Source organism: Pseudomonas sp. R2-7-07, assembly GCF_003852355.1.
Taxonomy (GTDB): Bacteria; Pseudomonadota; Gammaproteobacteria; order Pseudomonadales; family Pseudomonadaceae; genus Aquipseudomonas.
The window spans coordinates 3,844,828-3,863,759 of the sequence record NZ_CP027759.1; the positions used below are offsets into that span (position 1 = coordinate 3,844,828).

The 18,932-nt window shown below is 60.7% G+C and carries 7 protein-coding genes; 3 read left to right on the forward strand and 4 right to left on the reverse strand.

Going from position 1 to position 18,932, the window contains the following annotated elements:
• Nucleotides 1-63: 63 nt before the first annotated feature.
• The 4 genes from C4J86_RS17630 to C4J86_RS17645 all read right to left on the reverse strand — a co-directional run bounded on the left by C4J86_RS17630 (nucleotide 64) and on the right by C4J86_RS17645 (nucleotide 6,516).
• Nucleotides 64-1,881, reverse strand: a complete 1,818-nt coding sequence (locus C4J86_RS17630) for an ABC transporter ATP-binding protein (RefSeq protein ID WP_124371338.1) — start codon at nucleotides 1,879-1,881, stop codon at nucleotides 64-66.
• Nucleotides 1,874-2,476 (reverse strand): DsbA family protein, encoded by a 603-nt coding sequence (locus tag C4J86_RS17635; RefSeq protein WP_177412780.1) that lies wholly within the window; start codon nucleotides 2,474-2,476, stop codon nucleotides 1,874-1,876. Before C4J86_RS17635 ends, C4J86_RS17630 begins: the two co-directional genes overlap by 8 nt.
• Nucleotides 2,477-2,512: 36 nt before the next feature.
• Nucleotides 2,513-3,454 carry a rhodanese-related sulfurtransferase gene (locus tag C4J86_RS17640; protein WP_124367761.1) on the reverse strand — a complete coding sequence of 314 codons (942 nt, stop codon included), beginning with the start codon at nucleotides 3,452-3,454 and terminating at the stop codon, nucleotides 2,513-2,515.
• A gap of 155 nt (nucleotides 3,455-3,609) precedes the next feature.
• Nucleotides 3,610-6,516: an RHS repeat-associated core domain-containing protein gene (locus C4J86_RS17645; protein WP_124371339.1), complete on the reverse strand. Its 2,907-nt coding sequence runs from the start codon at nucleotides 6,514-6,516 to the stop codon at nucleotides 3,610-3,612.
• A gap of 193 nt (nucleotides 6,517-6,709) precedes the next feature.
• Here C4J86_RS17645 and C4J86_RS17650 point away from each other — a divergent pair, with 193 nt between their 5' ends.
• Genes C4J86_RS17650 through C4J86_RS17660 form a run of 3 tightly spaced genes read left to right on the forward strand, consistent with a single transcriptional unit; the run spans nucleotide 6,710 to nucleotide 18,926 of the window.
• Nucleotides 6,710-9,532 (forward strand): Tc toxin subunit A, encoded by a 2,823-nt coding sequence (locus C4J86_RS17650; RefSeq protein ID WP_124371340.1) that lies wholly within the window; start codon nucleotides 6,710-6,712, stop codon nucleotides 9,530-9,532.
• A gap of 2 nt (nucleotides 9,533-9,534) precedes the next feature.
• Entirely contained in the window at nucleotides 9,535-14,349 is a 4,815-nt protein-coding gene (locus tag C4J86_RS17655) for a neuraminidase-like domain-containing protein (protein WP_124371341.1), read from the forward strand.
• Nucleotides 14,346-18,926: a SpvB/TcaC N-terminal domain-containing protein gene (locus C4J86_RS17660; protein WP_124371342.1), complete on the forward strand. Its 4,581-nt coding sequence runs from the start codon at nucleotides 14,346-14,348 to the stop codon at nucleotides 18,924-18,926. Before C4J86_RS17655 ends, C4J86_RS17660 begins: the two co-directional genes overlap by 4 nt.
• Nucleotides 18,927-18,932 lie beyond the last annotated feature (6 nt).

Consider the following 18,932-nt stretch of genomic DNA (forward strand, 5'->3'; position numbering starts at 1 on the left):
TTGCACATGCACAGCTCAATACGCACGCGAAAATCCGCTCCCGGTCGCACAACCTAAGCTAAATCACCGCACTTGTTGCAAGTGTCCATACAATTTGGCGTACAGCCCCCCGTCGGCAATCAATTGCTGATGGTCGCCATCCTCGGCGATACGCCCGCCATCGAACACCAACACCCGATCCGCCTGTTTCACCGCTGAAAGGCGGTGGGCGATGATCAGTGTAGTACGCCCGCTGAGAAACCGCGCCAGTGCCTGGTGCAGGTTGTACTCGGTGGCCGCGTCCAGCGCCGAGGTGGCTTCATCCAGGATCACCACCTTGGGCTCGGCCAGCACCATGCGCGCGATGGCCAGGCGTTGCCGCTGGCCGCCGGAAAAGCGCACGCCAGAGCGACCCACTATGCTGTCCAGGCCCAACGGCAATGCCTTGACGGTCGCCTCCAACTGGGCGATTTCCAGTGCCTGCCAGCACGCCTGATCCGTACGCTCGCGGCCCATTGTCAGGTTGGCGCGCACGGTATCGTTGAACAGTGCCGGGTGTTGCAGCACCACCGCGACGTTTTCGCGAATGGTCGCCAGGCCGATGTCCTGCTGGGTCGCGCCGCCAAAACGGATGCTGCCGGCCTGGGGTGTGTAGAGGCCCAGCAACAGTTGCACCAGGGTACTTTTGCCGCCGCCGCTGGCGCCGACAATCGCCACCTTCTCCCCCGGCGCGATGGCCAGGTTCAATTGGTCGAGCACCAGGTCATCGCCGTAGCCGAAGTTCAGGCCGCGCACGTCGATGCCAACGGTTGCACGCCCGGTGAACGGATCGCTCCCCCCGGCGTACTGCGGCTCGTCGGCGCGGGCCAGCAGCTCGTTGATGCGCGTCAACGCGCCGCCTGCCGCGTAGTAGGCATATTGCAGGTTCAGCAATTGCTCCACCGGGCCGATCATGAACCACAGGTAGCTGAACACCGCCAGCATCTGGCCGATGGACAGGTCGGAAAACAGCACGGTGAGCATCGCCGCTGCGCGAAAAATGTCGATGCCGAACTGGAACAGCAAGCCACTGGCACGGCTGGACGCGTCGGTTTTCCATTGCGAGTGAATGGCGTAGTCGCGCACTTCCTGGGCACGCTGGCCCAGGCGCCCGAGGAAAAAGCCCTGGCGGTTGCCGGCGCGCACTTCCTGGATGGCGTCCAGGGTTTCGGTCAGCGCCTGGGTGAAGCGCGAGGTGCTGTCGTTTTCCAGTTTCTTCAAGTGTTTGACGCGCTTGCCCAACTGCACCGTGGCGTAGATCACCAGCGGGTTGAACAGCAGGATCAGCAGCGCCAGTTGCCAGTGCATCCACACCAGGATGGCCGAGGTGCCAACCAGGGTCAGCATCGCCACCAGAAAGCGGCTGAGGGTTTCGCCGACGAATTTGTCCAGTGTGTCCAGGTCGGTGACCAAGTGGGTGGTCACCGTGCCGCTGCCCAGGCTTTCGTATTCGCCGAGGGAGATGCGCTTGAGCCGCTCGATCAGCCGCACGCGGATGCGGTAGACGATGTCCTTGGCCAGTCGCGCAAACAACCGCGCCTGCACCACGTTGAACACCAGTGCGCCGCAGCGCAGGACCAGGGTGATCACCAGCATCAGGCCGATATAGCCGGCGGCCTGCTGCCAGCCCAGCGGCAAGGCGTGGTTCATCACCTTGAGCGCGGCATCGCCACGGCCCAACAGCACTTCGTCGACCAACAGCGGTAACAGCAACGGGATGGGTACGCTGCACAAGGTCGCGAGCACGGCCACGCTGTTGGCGATCCACAGGGATTTCCTGTGGCGCAGGGCCAGGCGGCGAATTTCCGCCCAGGTCAGGCGGTCGGTGCGCTTGGGTTCAGGCGTGTCGGGCTGATCATGCACAGGTGGCGCGCTCCAGCCATCGCCCCAGCAATGGCGACAATTCGGACAAGGGCTGGTAGCCATTGGTCAGCAGCGCCAACTGGCCATTGCGCTCGGCCAGCAAGGTCGGGAAGCCCGCGATGCCCAGGTCCTGTACCCAGGTGAAATCGGCGGCCGTGGCCGCGTGCTGTTCGGCGCGGTCGAACTCGCCGGCAAACTCGATACGCGGAATACCGGCCTGCTCGGCCAGCTCCACCAGCACATGGGCAGAGGTGACGTCACGGCCTTCTACATAGAACGCGTGCTGGATCAGCCCAAGCAGCTTCCAGGCGCAATCGGGCGCCAGGCTGCGCGCCGTGACGATGGCGCGGCACGCAGGCTCGGTGTCATAGACAAACCCATCGGGCAGCGCGCCTTCGCGCTTGAACGGCTGGCCGGTGGCGTCAGTCACCGCCTGCCAGTGCTCGAGGATATAGCGCCGGGTGTTCGGCTCCAGCGCCGCGCCGCTGCCGGTGCGCAAGCCGCCCACCACCAGGTGCAACTCCACACCGCCCGCCCGGGCCTGCTCAACCAGCGCCTGCGCCACCGGGGCAAAGCCCCAGCACCAGGAACACATCGGGTCCATCACATAGAGCAGGCGCGCGGGCATGGTTCAAGCCTCGGAAGGGGTTTGCTTGTAGTTGAAGCCAATCGGGTGCGGCATGTTGCGGGCCTTGGCCAGTTCGATCTGCTTTTGCCGGTCGATGGCGCTGCGACGGGTTTTCTCCGGCAGCTTATCCCAGCAATGCGGGCAACTGATGCCGGCCACGTAGTGCTCGGACGCGCGGTCTTCGACGCTGACCGGTGTGCGGCAGGCATGACATTGATCGTAGTCGCCTTCGCTCAAGTCGTGGCGCACCGTCACGCGATTGTCGAAAACAAAGCAGTCGCCCTGCCACTTGGTCTCTTCCTGCGGCACTTCTTCGAGGTATTTGAGGATGCCGCCCTTGAGATGATAGACCTCGTCAAAGCCCTCACTGAGCATATAGCTCGAGGCTTTCTCGCAGCGAATGCCACCGGTGCAGAACATGGCGACTTTCTTGTGCCTGGCCGGGTCGAAGTTGGCTTTGATGTAGTCGGGAAATTCGCGAAAACTGGTGGTTTTCGGGTCGATCGCGCCTTCAAAGGTGCCAATCGACACTTCGTAGTCGTTGCGGGTGTCGATCAACAGCACTTCGGGGTCGCTGATCAGCGCGTTCCAGTCCTTTGGGTCGACGTAGGTGCCGACCTGTTTGTTCGGGTCGACGCCGTCGACGCCCAAGGTCACGATTTCTTTCTTGAGCTTGACCTTGGTGCGGTAGAACGGCTGCTCGTCGCAGTACGACTCTTTGTGGTCGATGTCGTCCATGCGTGGGTCGTTCTTCAGCCAGGCCATCAGGCCATCGATGCCTTCGCGGCTGCCGGAAACGGTGCCGTTGATGCCTTCTTCGGCGATCAGCAACGTGCCTTTGATGCCGTTGTCGACCATCGCCTGCAACAGTGGCTCGCGCAGGGCAACGTAATCTTCAAGGGTGACGAACTTGTACAGTGCCGCCACGACGATAGGTTGGGTCATGGGTGTTCTCTCCAGGTGGCTACCCTCGTAAAGGGTGAACCGGATAAAAAAACGCGCCGGCCAGGCGGCGCGGCGCGCATTCTAGCAAAACCACGCCGCCGCCGCATCGACACACAGCCGCTGATATTGCCTCAACATCCTGGCGGCGATCGACTTCAGCGGTGTGGGTTGCGTACGCCCTCCACTCGGTACTTCTGGCCGCCGAGGTGTTTGAACATCAAACGATAGGCACTGCGACCACGAGAAGCGGCGTAACCGTGCAAGTCAGCAGACCACAGTTGATCTCTGTGGAGATGCCAATGAACCGCGCCAAAACGCCCTTCCTGCAAATGACTGAGGGTAAGGGCGATACTGCGGTCCTCGCGGCTCGACGAACTGATATCTCCAAGCACCTCGGTATCGATCTGCATCCGTGGAGCAGCGCCTCTTATCGCCCTCGGCACCCTCATCGGCAGTTGGGCCTGCGCTTGCCGACCACCGCGTGCGCGACTGGAACCGGCAACCTGTGTCGTCGCCCCCACCTCAAACGTGCTTGCCCCCGCCTGCTGACCGACAGCGGCAGCGGACTCACGCCCTGGTCTTCGCAGCAGTGCCGCGCCATAGCCCATGCGTTTCAACTCAGGCATCGGGTTACGACTGTCCATCAGTACGCCCTCGACGCCCCCCGATTCACCCACAGGCCCCGCATAGCCATAGATGGCCCCTTCCGATGCATGGAGGTAAAGGGACATGCCTCCCTCGGCAGGGCGGCGCGCATAGGCAAAATTCACCAGCCGCTCCGTTTCTTCGTGACTCAACCGTGCCTGCTGCGCCAACTTGATCGCCAGCTCTGAAATATCCCTGGCGAATTGTTCTTCCACTTGTTCGGCGGCCCTTGCCACGGCCTGCGGTTGCATTTGCAGATAGGCATTCAGGCGACTGGTACCAAACAGTACACCGCCCACCAGAGCCCCGATGGAAGCCCCCACCGTCGCATTCCCAAGCAGCGCCCCCACGCCCAGGCCCAGCAAGACCAAAAGCAGGAGGATTACAGTACCGCCCTGTATTTGGGTATTTTCCACATCGGCCGGCAGCAGCCCCATTGAATCAACGAATGTGATCGGGTTGTTGAACGCCATGAGATAGGGATTCAACTCTGCCCCGTCCCCTAGGGGGTCGGGGCTTATCCAGCGCTGTAACCAAGGGGCGTAGTAGCGGAAACCGTAGTAATACAAGCCGTTGCTGTCACGCTCTTTGCCTGAATATCGGCGCGTCTTGCAGCGACCCTCCACCTCGCTGCGCGATGCCCACCACGCCGTCCCTCCATAGGGAAAATAACTCTCCTGGCTCAATAACTCTGCCTGTTCGCCCAACTCCAGCCCATGACTCGATTGCTGATCCGTCAGGCAAAAGCGCAGGGTTGCATCGGCTGCTCCCTCATCGAGCCCCAGCTCCCATTGCAAGACCTCAACCGTGCACCGCTCCACTTCAAGACGCACAACATTCAGCCGGCGCAACGGTCGATGGCGAATTTCCAGGCCTGGCAGGTAATACACACGCGCCGTCTGCCGACTGCCGGCGACCTGCCGGTGCGTGAGCTTGAGCGCGCGCTGGCCGTCGCCTGCGTACACATAGGCCTCCTCATCCGGGTCCCCCTCCTCTCGCAGAATCGTCGTGACCTTGGTCAACTGATTACGCACGTTCCACGCCATCGGCAGGCCACGCCCCAGCTGTTGCTGATTGCCATTGGCATCAAAACCCTGCGCCCACTCGTCAACCGGATGCTCGCTCGACAACGCACGATTACTGCCAGTTGCGACCTGCATGTCGCGGGTATAGCCGACACCACTGGATGGCACATGGCGCAGGCGGGTCAGGTTGCCCCCCTCGTCATAGGCATAGTGCTGGGTATAGTTGCGCCATAAACCGGTGTCGGTCGAACCGAACGAAATACGCGCGGGCAGTGCCGGGCCGATGGCGGCGGCAGTACTTTCCCGGCCTGTGGCCTGGGTCAGTTGGTACAGCGAGTTGTACTCATAGCGACAGGAGGCATCTACTTGCGTGTTGTGGCTCCACCTGGTCGGTTGTGCCTGATCCTGCAGGCTTGAAACATTTCCCACGGGATCATAGTCGTAGCTCAAATCCTGTAGCGGCGCCGCCCGCTCGTTTTTGCGGTACGCCATCAGCCGACGCATACGGCCATCCTCGGCCCGATAGGTGGCCAGGCTACTCACGCCATTGCCCAGCAGGGCCGTCTCCACCTGGCCGGCGGCAGTGTAGACGTAGCCCTCTACCACGGTCTTGCGCGTACCACTCTTCAAGGTGAGGTGAATATTTTTCGCCTGCCCGTCCAGCCCATAGGCGAACTGTCGGGCATTGCCCTTGGCGTCGAGCTGTTCCACCGTGGTGCCCAGGGCGTCAAACGCCCAGCGTGTGGTGTAAAGCTCAGGTTGCAGTTGCTGGTCCTGATCGGCCGGGGCAAGCGGCCAGTCAACAGTGCCCGGGGCCTCGCGAAACCGCCGGGTTTGGCGCAGCACCTGCCCGGTCATTCCATAGGCGTCGAACACCTGCGTGCCCGCCGGGTCGGCATGGCGTACCAGGCGGCCACTGCGGTTAAGTGCGCGGTGCTCAGGCGTTGGCGCGGCATACGCCAGGCGTTCGACACACCGGAGTCGCGCTTCGTCGGCAGTTTGTTCGAACACCGCCACCGGACGCTGCAAGGTGTCGTAGTCGTGGCGCTGATAGGCACCGCGGCCGTCCCAGGCATGCAACAGCTGTCCCGAAGGCGCCGCCAGCATCAGCCGCATGCCGGCGTCCACATCGTTGCTGCGGATCAAGGTACCAGACAGGCTGTACACCGAGGCCTGATTCGCCTCGGTCAACGGTTCGCGCGATTTAAGGGCAGAAAGGCGCGGGTCCCACTGCTCAAGCAAAAGGCCGCTGGCCCCATAGACTTGACGCCTGACACGGGCCGTCGGCGCAGCCTGGGAGGTAGCGCATAGATAAGCGACGCTGCGCACGGTCAATCCACGGGGGTCGAAGGCCGCAAGCGAGGGCGTGTTTCGATGAAGTGAAGCAGACATGATCACATGACCTGAATTGCACAATGGTCAGCAAAGCCTAGGGTCCATGTCTGCACATAGGTGGTATCGGTGTATGGATGCCTCAACCGGCGGGGGCCGACGCAGCCTGTAAATAGCTATGCCTGGCCCCGTTAACCTGCGTGATAGCGTTTTTGATTGCCCGCCGGACCCATCGGCGGGCGTGAAGGAACGTATGAATATGCAAGCCGACAGCAGCTCCTTGCTCGCTCAACTGATTGATCACGCACACCCTCCCGCCCCCGGTCGGGACGATTTCAACACCGCGCTGCAGCGCCTCGACATTCATTCGGTATTCGACATTGTGCGTCTCAGCGAAAAGGCCTTCGCAGAGCAACTGGCCACCTGCAACGATGACGATGCCCACGCGGTATACCGCAAGGCCAAGAGCGCTGCAGCGCAACTGGAAAGGTTGTTTCGCGAACAGCAGGTCTCGTCGCAGCGCCCTACCCTGCGCGCTAAACGCGATGTCGCCGCCGATACCGATGCCACCTACCAGGCCTTGTTCAACGAAAATCGCGAACAGTTCTGCGCCAACGCGTCCATTGCCGCGGTCGATTCGCCGGCTGCCTACCTGCGCGCGCTTTATCTGTTCGCCCTGCAACTGGAACAGAATGCCAAGGGGGCCGACGTGCTCAAGCTGTCCGCCCGGCGTGCAGACCTCAAGGACCTGTTGATCGACCAACACAGCGTTACGGGCCAGGTGCCCATGTTGTCGATCATCAATCAGACCTTGCTCAGCAATATCGCCGACGCCAACGACGCCTACTCGCTGCTGAGCAACACCTGGTACCCGTTTTCGCTGCCGTATCATTTCCACCACCAGCAATGCCGGTTGGGCTTGTCGGGCGACAAGCCGATGTTGGGTGAGTTGAACTATCGCATCAGTCGCCAGTTGCCCCTGGCGGGAGCAACCAGCACTTACGGGCAAGTCGTTACCCGCAACAATGAGGTGCAATGCCTGTTATCCGGGCTGAGCCCCGAACAACAGGCCCTGCTGAAAAGAGACTGGGTAACGGCGCAGGGCGCGCCAACCTTCTATCGCACGTACTTCAACTGGACGGCTGAAAAGGGGCCGGAAGACGTCACTGATTTCCTGCAGCATACGCAACTGGATGCCGAACAACTTCAAGCGCTGCTGGCACAGCAGACACAAGCACCGCGCCAATCGCCAAACTGCAAACAGCCCATCGGCCTCACTTACGGTGCCTGTTACATCAACGGCGCGCTTGCATCTGCCCCCACACTCGCGATCAGCCTGAACAAAGACGCCCCCGCCAAGCTGGTCAACGTGAGCCTTGAACGCTTCGACAGGCTGCAACGAATGATTCGCCTGCAGCGCTGGCTCGGCCTGCCTTTCGCGCAACTGGACACGTTGCTGGTCAGCGCGATGCGCTGCGAAGGCGCCAGCAACCGCGCGCTGCTGATCACCCATAACACCCTTCGGGCGCTGGGAGTCTTTTGCTATCTGAGCAAGCGCTACAGCCTGCAAGCCGAAGAGTTTGCCGCCTGGCTCCATCAGTTGCCCGTTCACGGTTCGGGTGAGCGCGTGTCGTTGTTCGATCAGGTGTTCAACCGCGTGGGTTCGGCCCTGCCTGCGCTGTGTCTGGACGAGCAGGCATTCGACGCAACCACCCGCCAACAACTCTGCGCCGCGCTGGGCCTGCAAGACACCCAGGACTCGCTGCAATTGCTGATCGCCGATGAGCCCGAAACCCGCACGGTCGAGACCGTCAGCGCACTCTATCGGCAAGCGCGAATCGCTCGGCTGTTCGGCTTGTCGGTCATGGAATGCCAGCAACTGCTGCAGTTGCCCGGCACGACGCCCTTTCTTACGCAACTGCGTCACCCAACGCTGAGACGCAAGCCGAAGGGCGCGGCTGACTTTCTCGATATGCTCATGCACCTGGAATGGGCCAGCCGTTGGCTCAAGGAGAATGGCAACAGCCTGTCACTGTTGAGGCACCAGCTATTGCTCGATCAGCAGGTCCAGGACCCGGCCATCAACCTGCTGTTGAAAGAGTTCGCGGCTTATGATCAGGCTTCTCTCTCCAAACAGCTGAACCTGCTTGAACTTCCCCAGCAACCCGCTGATGAAGCCGTTCGCTTGCCCGCCGTGGACTGGGAAGCCCTGGCCCAGCAAGTACTGCAACGGATGCGCTCAAACACGAGCATTGAGGTGGCGGTCGAGCAAGCGCTGTCCGCCATTGCCATCAGCACGGACACTAATCGCACAACCTACTATATCGAGAGCACCAAACCCAAGCTCCGTACCCTGATGGAGACGGTGCGTAATGAGTTCTGGGCGCTGTATCTACGCCTCAAAGAGATCATCCGCGCCGTACCCCAGCTGCCAGGCGATGCCAACGGTCATCAAAAATATGACAACCATTTCCTGCGCTTGCACGCGCCTGCAGCCCCACCCCTGCAAACCCTCGGCTATCTGATATTGCTGCTCCCCCACGCCGTCGATGTTCTGCAATTGCCGCTCAGCCGCCAGGCGCTTGATCAGTTTCTGATAAACCCACACTGGCTGGACAATGACTATCAAGCGTCTTCGGTCCTTGAACTGACCCCGCACACCCTCTACCTCATTCAGCAGTTCAACCATTGCATTGAGCGTTTTGGCCTGACGGAAGGGCAAATTCTCGATTACTTCGGACAGGCCAACGCGCGGCCCAATCGCGCGGCACAACACAACACTGAAGAAACCAGCGAGCATCTCGCCCGACTTTTTGGCTGGAGTGCCAGCGAAATAACCGTCTTCAGCAGCCAACTGAACCCTCCACGCATTACCTCCATGGATCGCCTGGACTGGCTGCTGCGCTGCCGCCAAGCCAGCACTGCAACCGGCCTGTCGGCCACCCTGCTGATTGCAGCCAGCCAACTTGAAACCAACTCGACGTTCGCTCAATGGAAGGCAGTCGGTGAGGCGCTCACGAGTGCCCATGCCTCTCCCGTCAACACGCCTTTTCCTACCGACCTGCTCAAGGACTGATCATGTCTCACTCGCTTGACCAACAGCTTAATGAAAGCCTTCGCGACGCCATGCTCGCGTACTACCTCACCCATAAAGTGCCTGATGCGCTTAAGGCAACCATCGGCAATGCCGATGACCTTTATGCGTATTGGCTACTCGACGTACAAGTCAGCCAAGCCGTGCCAACCAGCCCGGTAGCCTGTGCCATTTCCAGCCTGCAGCAATACATCAGCCGTATTGAACTGGGCCTGGAGCCGGGCTATGCCCATCAGGGCATGACCGCGCAACAAAACAAGATCTGGCGCGAACAGTTGCACACCTACCCGCTGTGGAGTGCCAGTCAGCAATTGCACTACCACCCGGCCAACTATCTGGACCCGACGTTACGACGGAACAAGACCGACAGTTTTCACCAGTTGCAAAACGACCTCAGCCAATACCGAATTCAAGCGGACACCGTCACCACGGCGGTTCAGCAGTATCTGGCCAGGTTCGAGGAAACCGCCAACATACGCACACTCAACGGCTATATAGACGCCGACTTGAACAACCTGCACAGCGGCACCTATTACTTCGTCGGTAAATCCACCTCCGAGAACACCTATTACTGGCGCTCGCTGGACCTGTCCAGGCGCTCCGGCGCGGTGCTCTTGCAGGACGCCTGGTCAGACTGGAAAAAAATCAACCTGTCGGTCTCCGACGCCACCGCCGAGCAAAGTATCCGGCCGGTGTACTTCAATAGCCGGCTATTTTTCATCTGGGCCGAGTGCATCAAACCCACCCCGTCCAGTTCGTTCAAGCCGGCGCGATCGGATTCGGAGGAAAAGGAAGATCTGGCCGATTGGATCAACACCCACTACGTCAAATTCCGGCTCAATTTTTCGTATAAGAAGCATGATGGCAGTTGGAGCGTGCCTCAGGCGTGCATTGAGCAATATTGCGCCACCGAAGACGTTAACGCATCCAGTTCGGAGCTGCTCAAAGGCATTACGCAAACGGTGGCAATCGTCGACAGCAAGAGTACGCCCGTGCTTTTTTTAAGTGTGCTCGCTACCAGCCGTAAAGATCCTAAACAGCAGGATAATTTCATTGGCAGGTTTTTCCAGGCCGTCCATATCGACCAGTCCTTCACTATCACCACCGTCGCCGATGGCGGCAGCCCCGGACGCTATAGCGTGCTGCCCGGCTCAGCGCTGGCCGAAGAAATAAACCGGCTGATGGAACCCTTCGACCCGTCCCAGAAGACCGAAGTACAGGCCATACTCAAGGGCGAGGTGCAGAGCACTAACGGGTATTACAGCGAATTGCTGCCTGACAGCGCCCGGCAGTTTCTCACGCTCTTCGCTCACAAGAATCAGGGCAACTTGCAGTTTAAAATAGCGCCCAAAGCCGACTACGAAATTACTATCGCGTCGCAGATGATTTTCAAAGAAAACGACCATTGGAATTTTGAAAAAAAACAGACAAACATAAAAAACACCGATACCACTGACGTTTCTTTCGATTCAAACACTCAGGAACTTGTGTTCTCTTCTACTCTCAGTGGCCGTTTCCAGCACCAGTACGCCGTCACCTTAGACAAACAGCGGGATGTCACTATCAAGCTGATGACCCGTGATGCGCTGGATGACCCCAAAGCCACTCAACTTAAATTGAGCAAGGGCTCTATGATCAGCGGTGCCTCCACAAAGCAGAGAACTGAGTACTGCGCACTGTATTTTAAAAATTCGACCACCCATGAGGAATTCCCTAACGCTGTATGTGATGCTGACGGCGCACTGTTTACCCATCGAACAGACGCGCAAAACAACCTTTTGTTGGACGGTAACTATGTCGACAAAAACGCTTTCGTAAATCTATACACACACAAACAGTTCCATATCAACCTCGACCGTTATCACGTCTACACCAGTCCAGAGGATAATAAAAACAAGCTGCATTCGGAAAACACACTGATAGTCCAAAAGGCAAACGTGACCACGCCCAACTTACGCGCCTATAAACACGTCATCATGAGTGCGAACTTCAAAGACTACCCATTCACCGAAAACATCACTGCCAACTCTCATCGCATCATCAGTTTCCAGGACACCGCTCACGAAAGCCTCACCGGGTCCAGTCCCGAATTGCCTGAGGGGCATCGGGTCACGACGCGCATTCCGGTGACGCAGGCGCAGATGAAGTCCGGTTTCACCCTGCTACATGGGGTGGTGACGCTTGAGCCTGGCGAAGGCGGCGCGAAAATCCTCGGCTATGCGTTGAATACGGCAACCCTGACGCTGACCACACCTGTTTCTGACCCCACGCTCAACCCGCAACTGGCGCCGACGATCAAAAGACTCGAATCGGGCGAACTCGGCACCGCTGAATTCATCGACTTTTCCAACAATTCGGCAAGCCTGCCTGCCGGCATGCCCGCCACCCTGCGCATGAATACCTGTATTGCCGCCAAGCTGGTCCAGGCGGCCAATGTCAGCCTTGACCATTTGTTCTCGTTAACGCCAGAAACCTGGAAAGAGCCGCCACTCACACCTGGCGGCACAGCAGAAGGCATCGACTTCACGGGTGCTAACGGCAAGTACTTCTGGGAGCTGTTCCTGTACGCGCCCTGGCTGATAGCCCATCGCCTGAATCAGGAGCAACGCTATGCCGAAGCGCAAGCCTGGCTCGGCTATCTGTTCGACCCTGGGCGTGCCGCCGAGGCGTCCAGCAAACGGCCTGCCTTTTGGGGTTTGCGCGAACTGGCCCGTGAAGAACGGCTGCCCGGCTACACCAGCCACGATCCCCACGAACTGGCGATACGCTCACCCGTGCATTTTCGCAAGGCGATCTACCTGTTTTACCTGGATATAATGCTCAATCGCGGCGATGCAGACTATCGCCAGCTCACCCCGGACAGCCTGACCCAAGCCAAACTCTGGTACACCCGAGCCCAGCATTTCCTTGGCTCACGCCCCAAGGTCAGCATCACTGAACCGTGGGCGCAGATCACCCTTGGCGCGCTGGCCACGCAGGGCTCTGAGGCCCTGGCCAAACTTGAGCAAACCAACCCGACCATCGACGTCAACCTGTCGGTCGAAGGCGATGCACTGCCTTGGCTCACGGACACCGATAATCTGCGCCTGCCTTTCAACGCCGAACTGGTGACGCGCTGGGACAAGCTCGAAAGCCGTCTGCATAATCTGCGGCACAATCTGGACATCACCGGTAAACCTTTGCACCTGCCGCTCTACGGGGCGCCGCTGTCGCCGCTCAAACTGCTGGCCGCCCAAGGCCAAGGGGCTTTCGGCGAAGGTGGTGCCGCGCCGTTCGTCGACGCGCACGTCGGCCATTATCGCTTCCAGGTCATGTCGGGCCACGCGCTCACGGCCGCCGAAGCGGTGATTCAATTCGGCAGTACGGTGCTGACCCTGATTGAACGCAAGGAACAGGCGGAATATCTGGAGTTACAGCAACAACAGGCGTGGGACCTGGCCAATATCGTCGTGACCCAGCAAACCCAGGCGTTGCAGATCGACGCAAGGAACCGCCAGGCGCTCGACGCCAGCCGACGCATGATCGAGTCGCGGATGCACTACTACGCACACCAGCTCACCGAAGGCATCAGCCCCGGCGAATCCCAGGCAGGCTTGCTCTACCTGATCAGCACCGGGTTCGACACCGCCGCTTGCGCCGCCGCCGCAGCGGCCGGCGTCGCGATGGTGGCACCCAATATCTTCGGTACCAGTGTCGGCGGCTCGCGTTGGGAAGGCCCGTTCTATGCCGCCCAAGCCATCGCCCAAGGCGTTGCCACGGCGCTGCGCGGCACCGCCGCAGACTTGGATCGTTCCGAGCAATTCAACCGCCGGGCGCAAGAGTGGGCCCATGCCCAGGAGCAGGCCCGACTCGAACTGGCCCAGGTCGATGCCCAATTACAGGCCTATGCCGAGCAGGAAAAAGCCACGCGCCTGCAATTGCGCCTGGCCCAGACCTCCCTGGCCCAAGCCTGGTCGAACTACCAATTGTTGGCCAAGCGCTTTTCCAAGGCACAGCTGTATGACTGGCTCAACGCTCAGTTGAGCACGTTCTATTACCAAGTCTATGACCTTAGCCTTTCCCTGTGCCGCAGCGCCCAGGCGTGCTGGCAGTACGAGATAGCGGACTATGCGCGCACGTTTATCCAGCCTGGCGCCTGGAACAACAACTACCGAGGCTATCTGGCGGGTGAAGCCCTGAAGCTGTCGCTGTTGAACATGAACGCGGCCTATTTGAACCATAACGTGCGGGATCTGGAGATCGTCAAGACCATTTCCCTGCGCCACCGCCTGCACGAGTGCGAGCTCTCCCCCCCCGCAACCGACACCTCCCAGACGCCGCCTCCCACGACTGAAGAGAAATGGACCGCTCATAAACGACATCTGGTCACTAAAGGCACGCTGTGCTTCAAATTACCCGCGGCACTGTTCGAAGAGGATTACCCCGGGCACATCCTGCGACGGATCAAGGGCATCAGCGTATCGTTGCCCGCGACCCTGGGCCCCTATGAAGACATCAAGGCGATACTGACCCAGACCCGCAACCAAATCGAACTGCCCACCGGCGAGCAGCGCACGGACCGGCGTGCCCATCAGCAAATCGCACTGTCCACCGGGCTGGATGACAACGGCCTGTTCACCCTCACGTTCGACAGCAACGAGCGTTACTTGCCGTTCGAATACACGGGGGCCATCTCCGACTGGACCCTGCAATTCCCCAACCCGAGCGGGCAAAAAGCCGTCCTGGAATCCATCAACGATATTGTCATTCACCTGCGCTACACCGCCAGGGCAGCCGCTGCCAGTGGGGGTCAGGCATGAGCGACGACACTTCCCTGCTACAGGTCAATACCCCGGCCCTGCCCAAAGGCGGTGCGGCCATCCAGGGCACCGGCAAGGGCTGGGGCGATATCGGCTCCAGCGGTACGGCAAGCTTTGAAATTGCCTTGCCGATTTCGCCCGGGCGTGGCTACGCGCCGGCCATGTCGCTGACCTACCACAGCGGCGCCGGTAACGGCCCCTTCGGCCTCGGCTGGGGGGTGCCCCAGCCTGCCGTCAGCCGGCGCACCTCCCATGGCGTGCCTGGCTACACGATGCACGATGTGCTGGTGGGCCCCGACGCGCAAATCTGGCTACCGGAACGCGACGCCGAGGGCGCGATCATCAGCAGCAGCCACGCGGCATTCAATGGTTTGCCACTGCCCATCGCGTATACGGTCACCCGCCACTTCCCCAGGGTCGAGGGCCGCTTCGACCGTATCGAACACTGGCAATCGGCAACCGACACGGCCGGCTTCTGGTTGATACAGGGTGCCGATGGCAGCCAGCACTTTTACGGAAAAACCGCGCTGGCCCGGATTGCCGATCCAGACCAGCCGCACCATGTGGCGCAGTGGTTGTTGCAGGAAAGCCTGAACGCCCACGGCGAGCACATTTATTATCACTACACGAAAGAAACCGACACCGCGCGCTACCCCAGGGACTGCCGCGCCCGGCATTACCTGCAAAGCGTCTGCTACGGCAACTTCACCGCCAGGGAGCAGGAGCAGCTTTACCTCTGGCAAACCGACGATAAACCGGACGTGGGCTGGCACTTTCAATTGCTCTTCGATTATGGCGAACGCGCCCTCGAACTGGATAAGCGCCCGACGTATCGGAAAATCCAGGACTGGCCGACACGCCCCGACCCTTGCTCGGATTTTGCCTTCGGCTTCGAGTTACGCACCCTGCGCCGCTGCAGCCAGATCCTGATGTTTCACCACTTCCCCAAAGAAGCGCAAATGGGCGCCGACCCGGTGCTGGTCCAGCGCCTGCTGCTGGAATACCGCATCTCTTCGCAAGTCAGCCTGTTGAGCGCGGTGCATGAGCAAGCCTTCGACAGCGCGGGCAATAGCGTGAGCCGCCCGCCGCTGGAGTGCCTTTATGAGTCGAGCCAGCTCAAGGTTGACCCAGGCCGCTACCAGGCATTCGCTGCATTGCCCAAGCCGCATGGCGGCGCTCGTTATCAACTGGTGGATCTGTATGGCGAAGGCCTGCCCGGTGTGTTGTACCGCGCAGACAAATGTTGGTATTACCATGAACCGCTCAGGCCGCAACACCCGCGCACCCGCGACGAGGTGACCTACGGCGCGGCCGTGGAGTTGACGCGGCTGCCGGTGGCCGACAGCACCCGGCCCATCCACCAGGCGCTGGCCGATGTGACCGGCGACGGGCGTTTGGACTGGCTGGTGGCGGGGCCCGGGATGAACGGTTTTTTCAGCCTGGACGAACAGCGCAACTGGTCAGCCTATACGCCGTTCGATGCATTCCCGTCGGAGTTCTTCCACCCGCAGGGCACGCTCGCTGACTTGATGGGGGCAGGCCGTCATGATTTTGCGATGATCGGCCCGCGTAGCGTGCGCCTGTATGAACATCGCCGGGCATCCGGCTTCGCACCCGCCACCGAGGTGCCGCATGGGCCCGACGATGGCTTGCCGGTCATTTCCTCCTCGCCCAACGAACTGGTGGCGTTCAGCGATGTACTCGCCACCGGCCAACAGCATCTGGTGCGTATCCGGCATAACGAAGTGAAATGTTGGCCGAACCTGGGTCGCGGCCGTTTTGGCCAGGGGTTCGTATTGGCCACGCTGCCGTTGCGTTATCAAACGTTCAAAGCGGCGCATGTACTGCTCGTCGACCTCAATGGCGGCGGCGCGGCAGACCTGCTGTATTTGAGCGCCGCTCACCTGAGTGTTTTCCTCAACAAAGGCGGCAACGGCTTCGAGACACAAGCGATCAACGTCCCGTGGCCAGATGGCGTGCAATATGACGACCACTGCCAGGTCAGCGTTATCGACGTGCTCGGCCTGGGCTGTCCGAGCCTGATCCTGACCGCTGCCCACCAGAGCTCCATCCACTGGCGCTATGACTTTTTCAGCCACAAGCCCTGGCTCCTCAGGCGCACCGATAACAACATGGGCGCCCAGGCGTTGATCAACTATCGCAGCAGTGCCCAGGAGTGGCTGGACGAAAAACGCGAGCTGCATGCCACGGGTCAGCCTGCAATCAGCCGGTTACCCTTTGCGCTGCTGCTGGTCAGCCAACAAAACCAACGGGACGAGATCACCGGCAACCAACTGACCCAGCGCATGAGCTATCGCCAGGCGTATTACGACCGCCTGGATCGCGAGTTCCGTGGCTTCGGGCTGGTGCTGCAAACCGACACCGAACGCCGCAAGGACGCACGCAACCCGCCAGGTTCCAGCGCACCTTTGCGCAGCAAAACCTGGTTTCATACCGGTCGATCCCTTGACATGCCCACCCTCGACCAAAGCCCTCACGACCCGCAAGCCGAGACTCTCGGGCGCACGCTGGTAAGCCGCTACAGGACGACGGCCCAGGCAGGGCCGCTGGATCATCACGACGACTTGATCAGCGATCCTGCGCCGGCGCTGGCACGCGAGGCGGCCCGTGCACTGAGTGGCAGTGTGCTGCGGGTCGAGGTGATGGCGGCGGACCCCACGGACGACGCCGTGCCCGTGCCCTACTCGGTCAAACACCAGCGGTATCTGGTCCGCGAACTGGCGCCGGCCAGTGCCCATACGCCCTACGCCCGGTTGCTGCCATTAGCCCTGGAGTCGATCAGCTATCAATATGAAGGCGTGGCAGACGATCCCCTCTGCCAGCACCAGATCAACCTGCGCTGGGACGCCTATGGTTGCCTGGCGCATGGCGTGACCCTGCATTATGCGCGCCGTACCACCGCCAGCGATCCGCCACCCGCCGTGCTGGTGAATGAGCACCAACAGCGCTGGTGGCGCGATACCCATGACAGCGCGCAACAGTTCTATTACCTGAGCGAAACGCTGGCACAGCCGATTCACCTGGACGGCGCACAGCAGTGGCGCCTGGCCTTGCCCTACAGCCAACGAGACAACGCCCTGGTGCTCGGCAAAGCGCCGGCGCCTGGCGGGCTGGCCCCCGGGCGCATCACCTATGAACGGTTCATCGACACTCGCGACGGGCCATTGGCCGCAGGGGCTTTGCGCACACTGAGCGGCTTGTCGGTGCAGCGCTACCGGCAGGCCGGTGGCTTAGGTAAAACCCTGGACCCCGGCGTCGCCACAACCCAGGCACTGACCGATTACCTGGAAACCGCCGAGCTGGATGACCAGGCCTTGAAGGTTTACAACGACATCCCGGCCATGCCCAACCAACCCACGGTGGACCTGGTGCAAACGCTCACCGAGAGTGGCTATCGCACCATGGCGATGTTTTTTCTGTTCGACGGCGAGGCGCCGCCCGCGCAAAACCGCCTGTGGTCGATTTGCCGCTACTTTCCCCGTTATGACAAGCCCAGCCGGTTTTGTCGGTTGAGGGCGCTGCAGGCCACCAAGGCCCACGGCGAAACGACCCTTCAATACGACGCCTACACGCTGCAAACCCTGCGGGTGAAAGCCCCCGACGATTGCGTGACCGTAGCCGAATACGACTATCGATTGCTGCTGCCGACAAAAATCGTCGACCCAAACGGCACGGTTCAAGAGGCGCTTTATGACGGTTTTGGACAGTTGCTTGCCAGCAGCTTTCACGGCCATGAACAAAGCCTCAGGGTGGGCTTCGCCGCGCTGGACAGCTACCGTCCGCTCAAGCATGTAACGCCTGGGTCTGCCATCGAACAGGCGCAAAGCGTGTTGCAAGACATGGCCAGCGCGCACTGCTACGCCCCGTTCAGTTGGATGGGCAGCATCGACCCGGCCCAGGTCAAGCCCGAGTGGATTACCAAAGGCTACCTGCTCCCCGGCGGGCATATCCGCATGAGCGCGCGATTGCGCCTGAGTGACGGTCGTCAAACGCTCAGCGACAGCGAAGTACAACTCAAGGCGTTGATCGATGCGGCCAGCCGGACGCCGGTACATGGGCTCGTGCTGCAAGCCGACCGCTACCCCGGCGATGCCGAACGACAGGTGCGCATGACCTTGACTTGCTGGGATGGCTTCGGCCGTTCATTGCAGACCAAGCAGAAGACCGAACCAGGCCCGGCCCATGCGGTCGACGAGAAGGGCGACCTGTTGGTCGACAAGCTGGCGGACGCATCCGGCATCTTGAAGCAGCAGCTGCGCCAAGTGCATGCCGACCCCCGCTGGCGCGTCAGCGAGCGCGTTGAATACAACAACAAGGGCTTGGTCATACGCCTCTACCGCGCCTACTTCGCCAACAGCCACGCCTACGTCAACGATCACTCCATGCGCGAGCTGGGCCACAGCGACCGGCAATTGTATGACCCTCTCGGGCGCCCGACACAGACACTCACCGCAGGAGGATTCATGCGGCGTACCACCTATTGGGCCTGGTACACCGTCAATGAGGATGAAAACGACACCTACGACGAGCTGCACCCCGCCCAGGGTACTGACTGACAACCC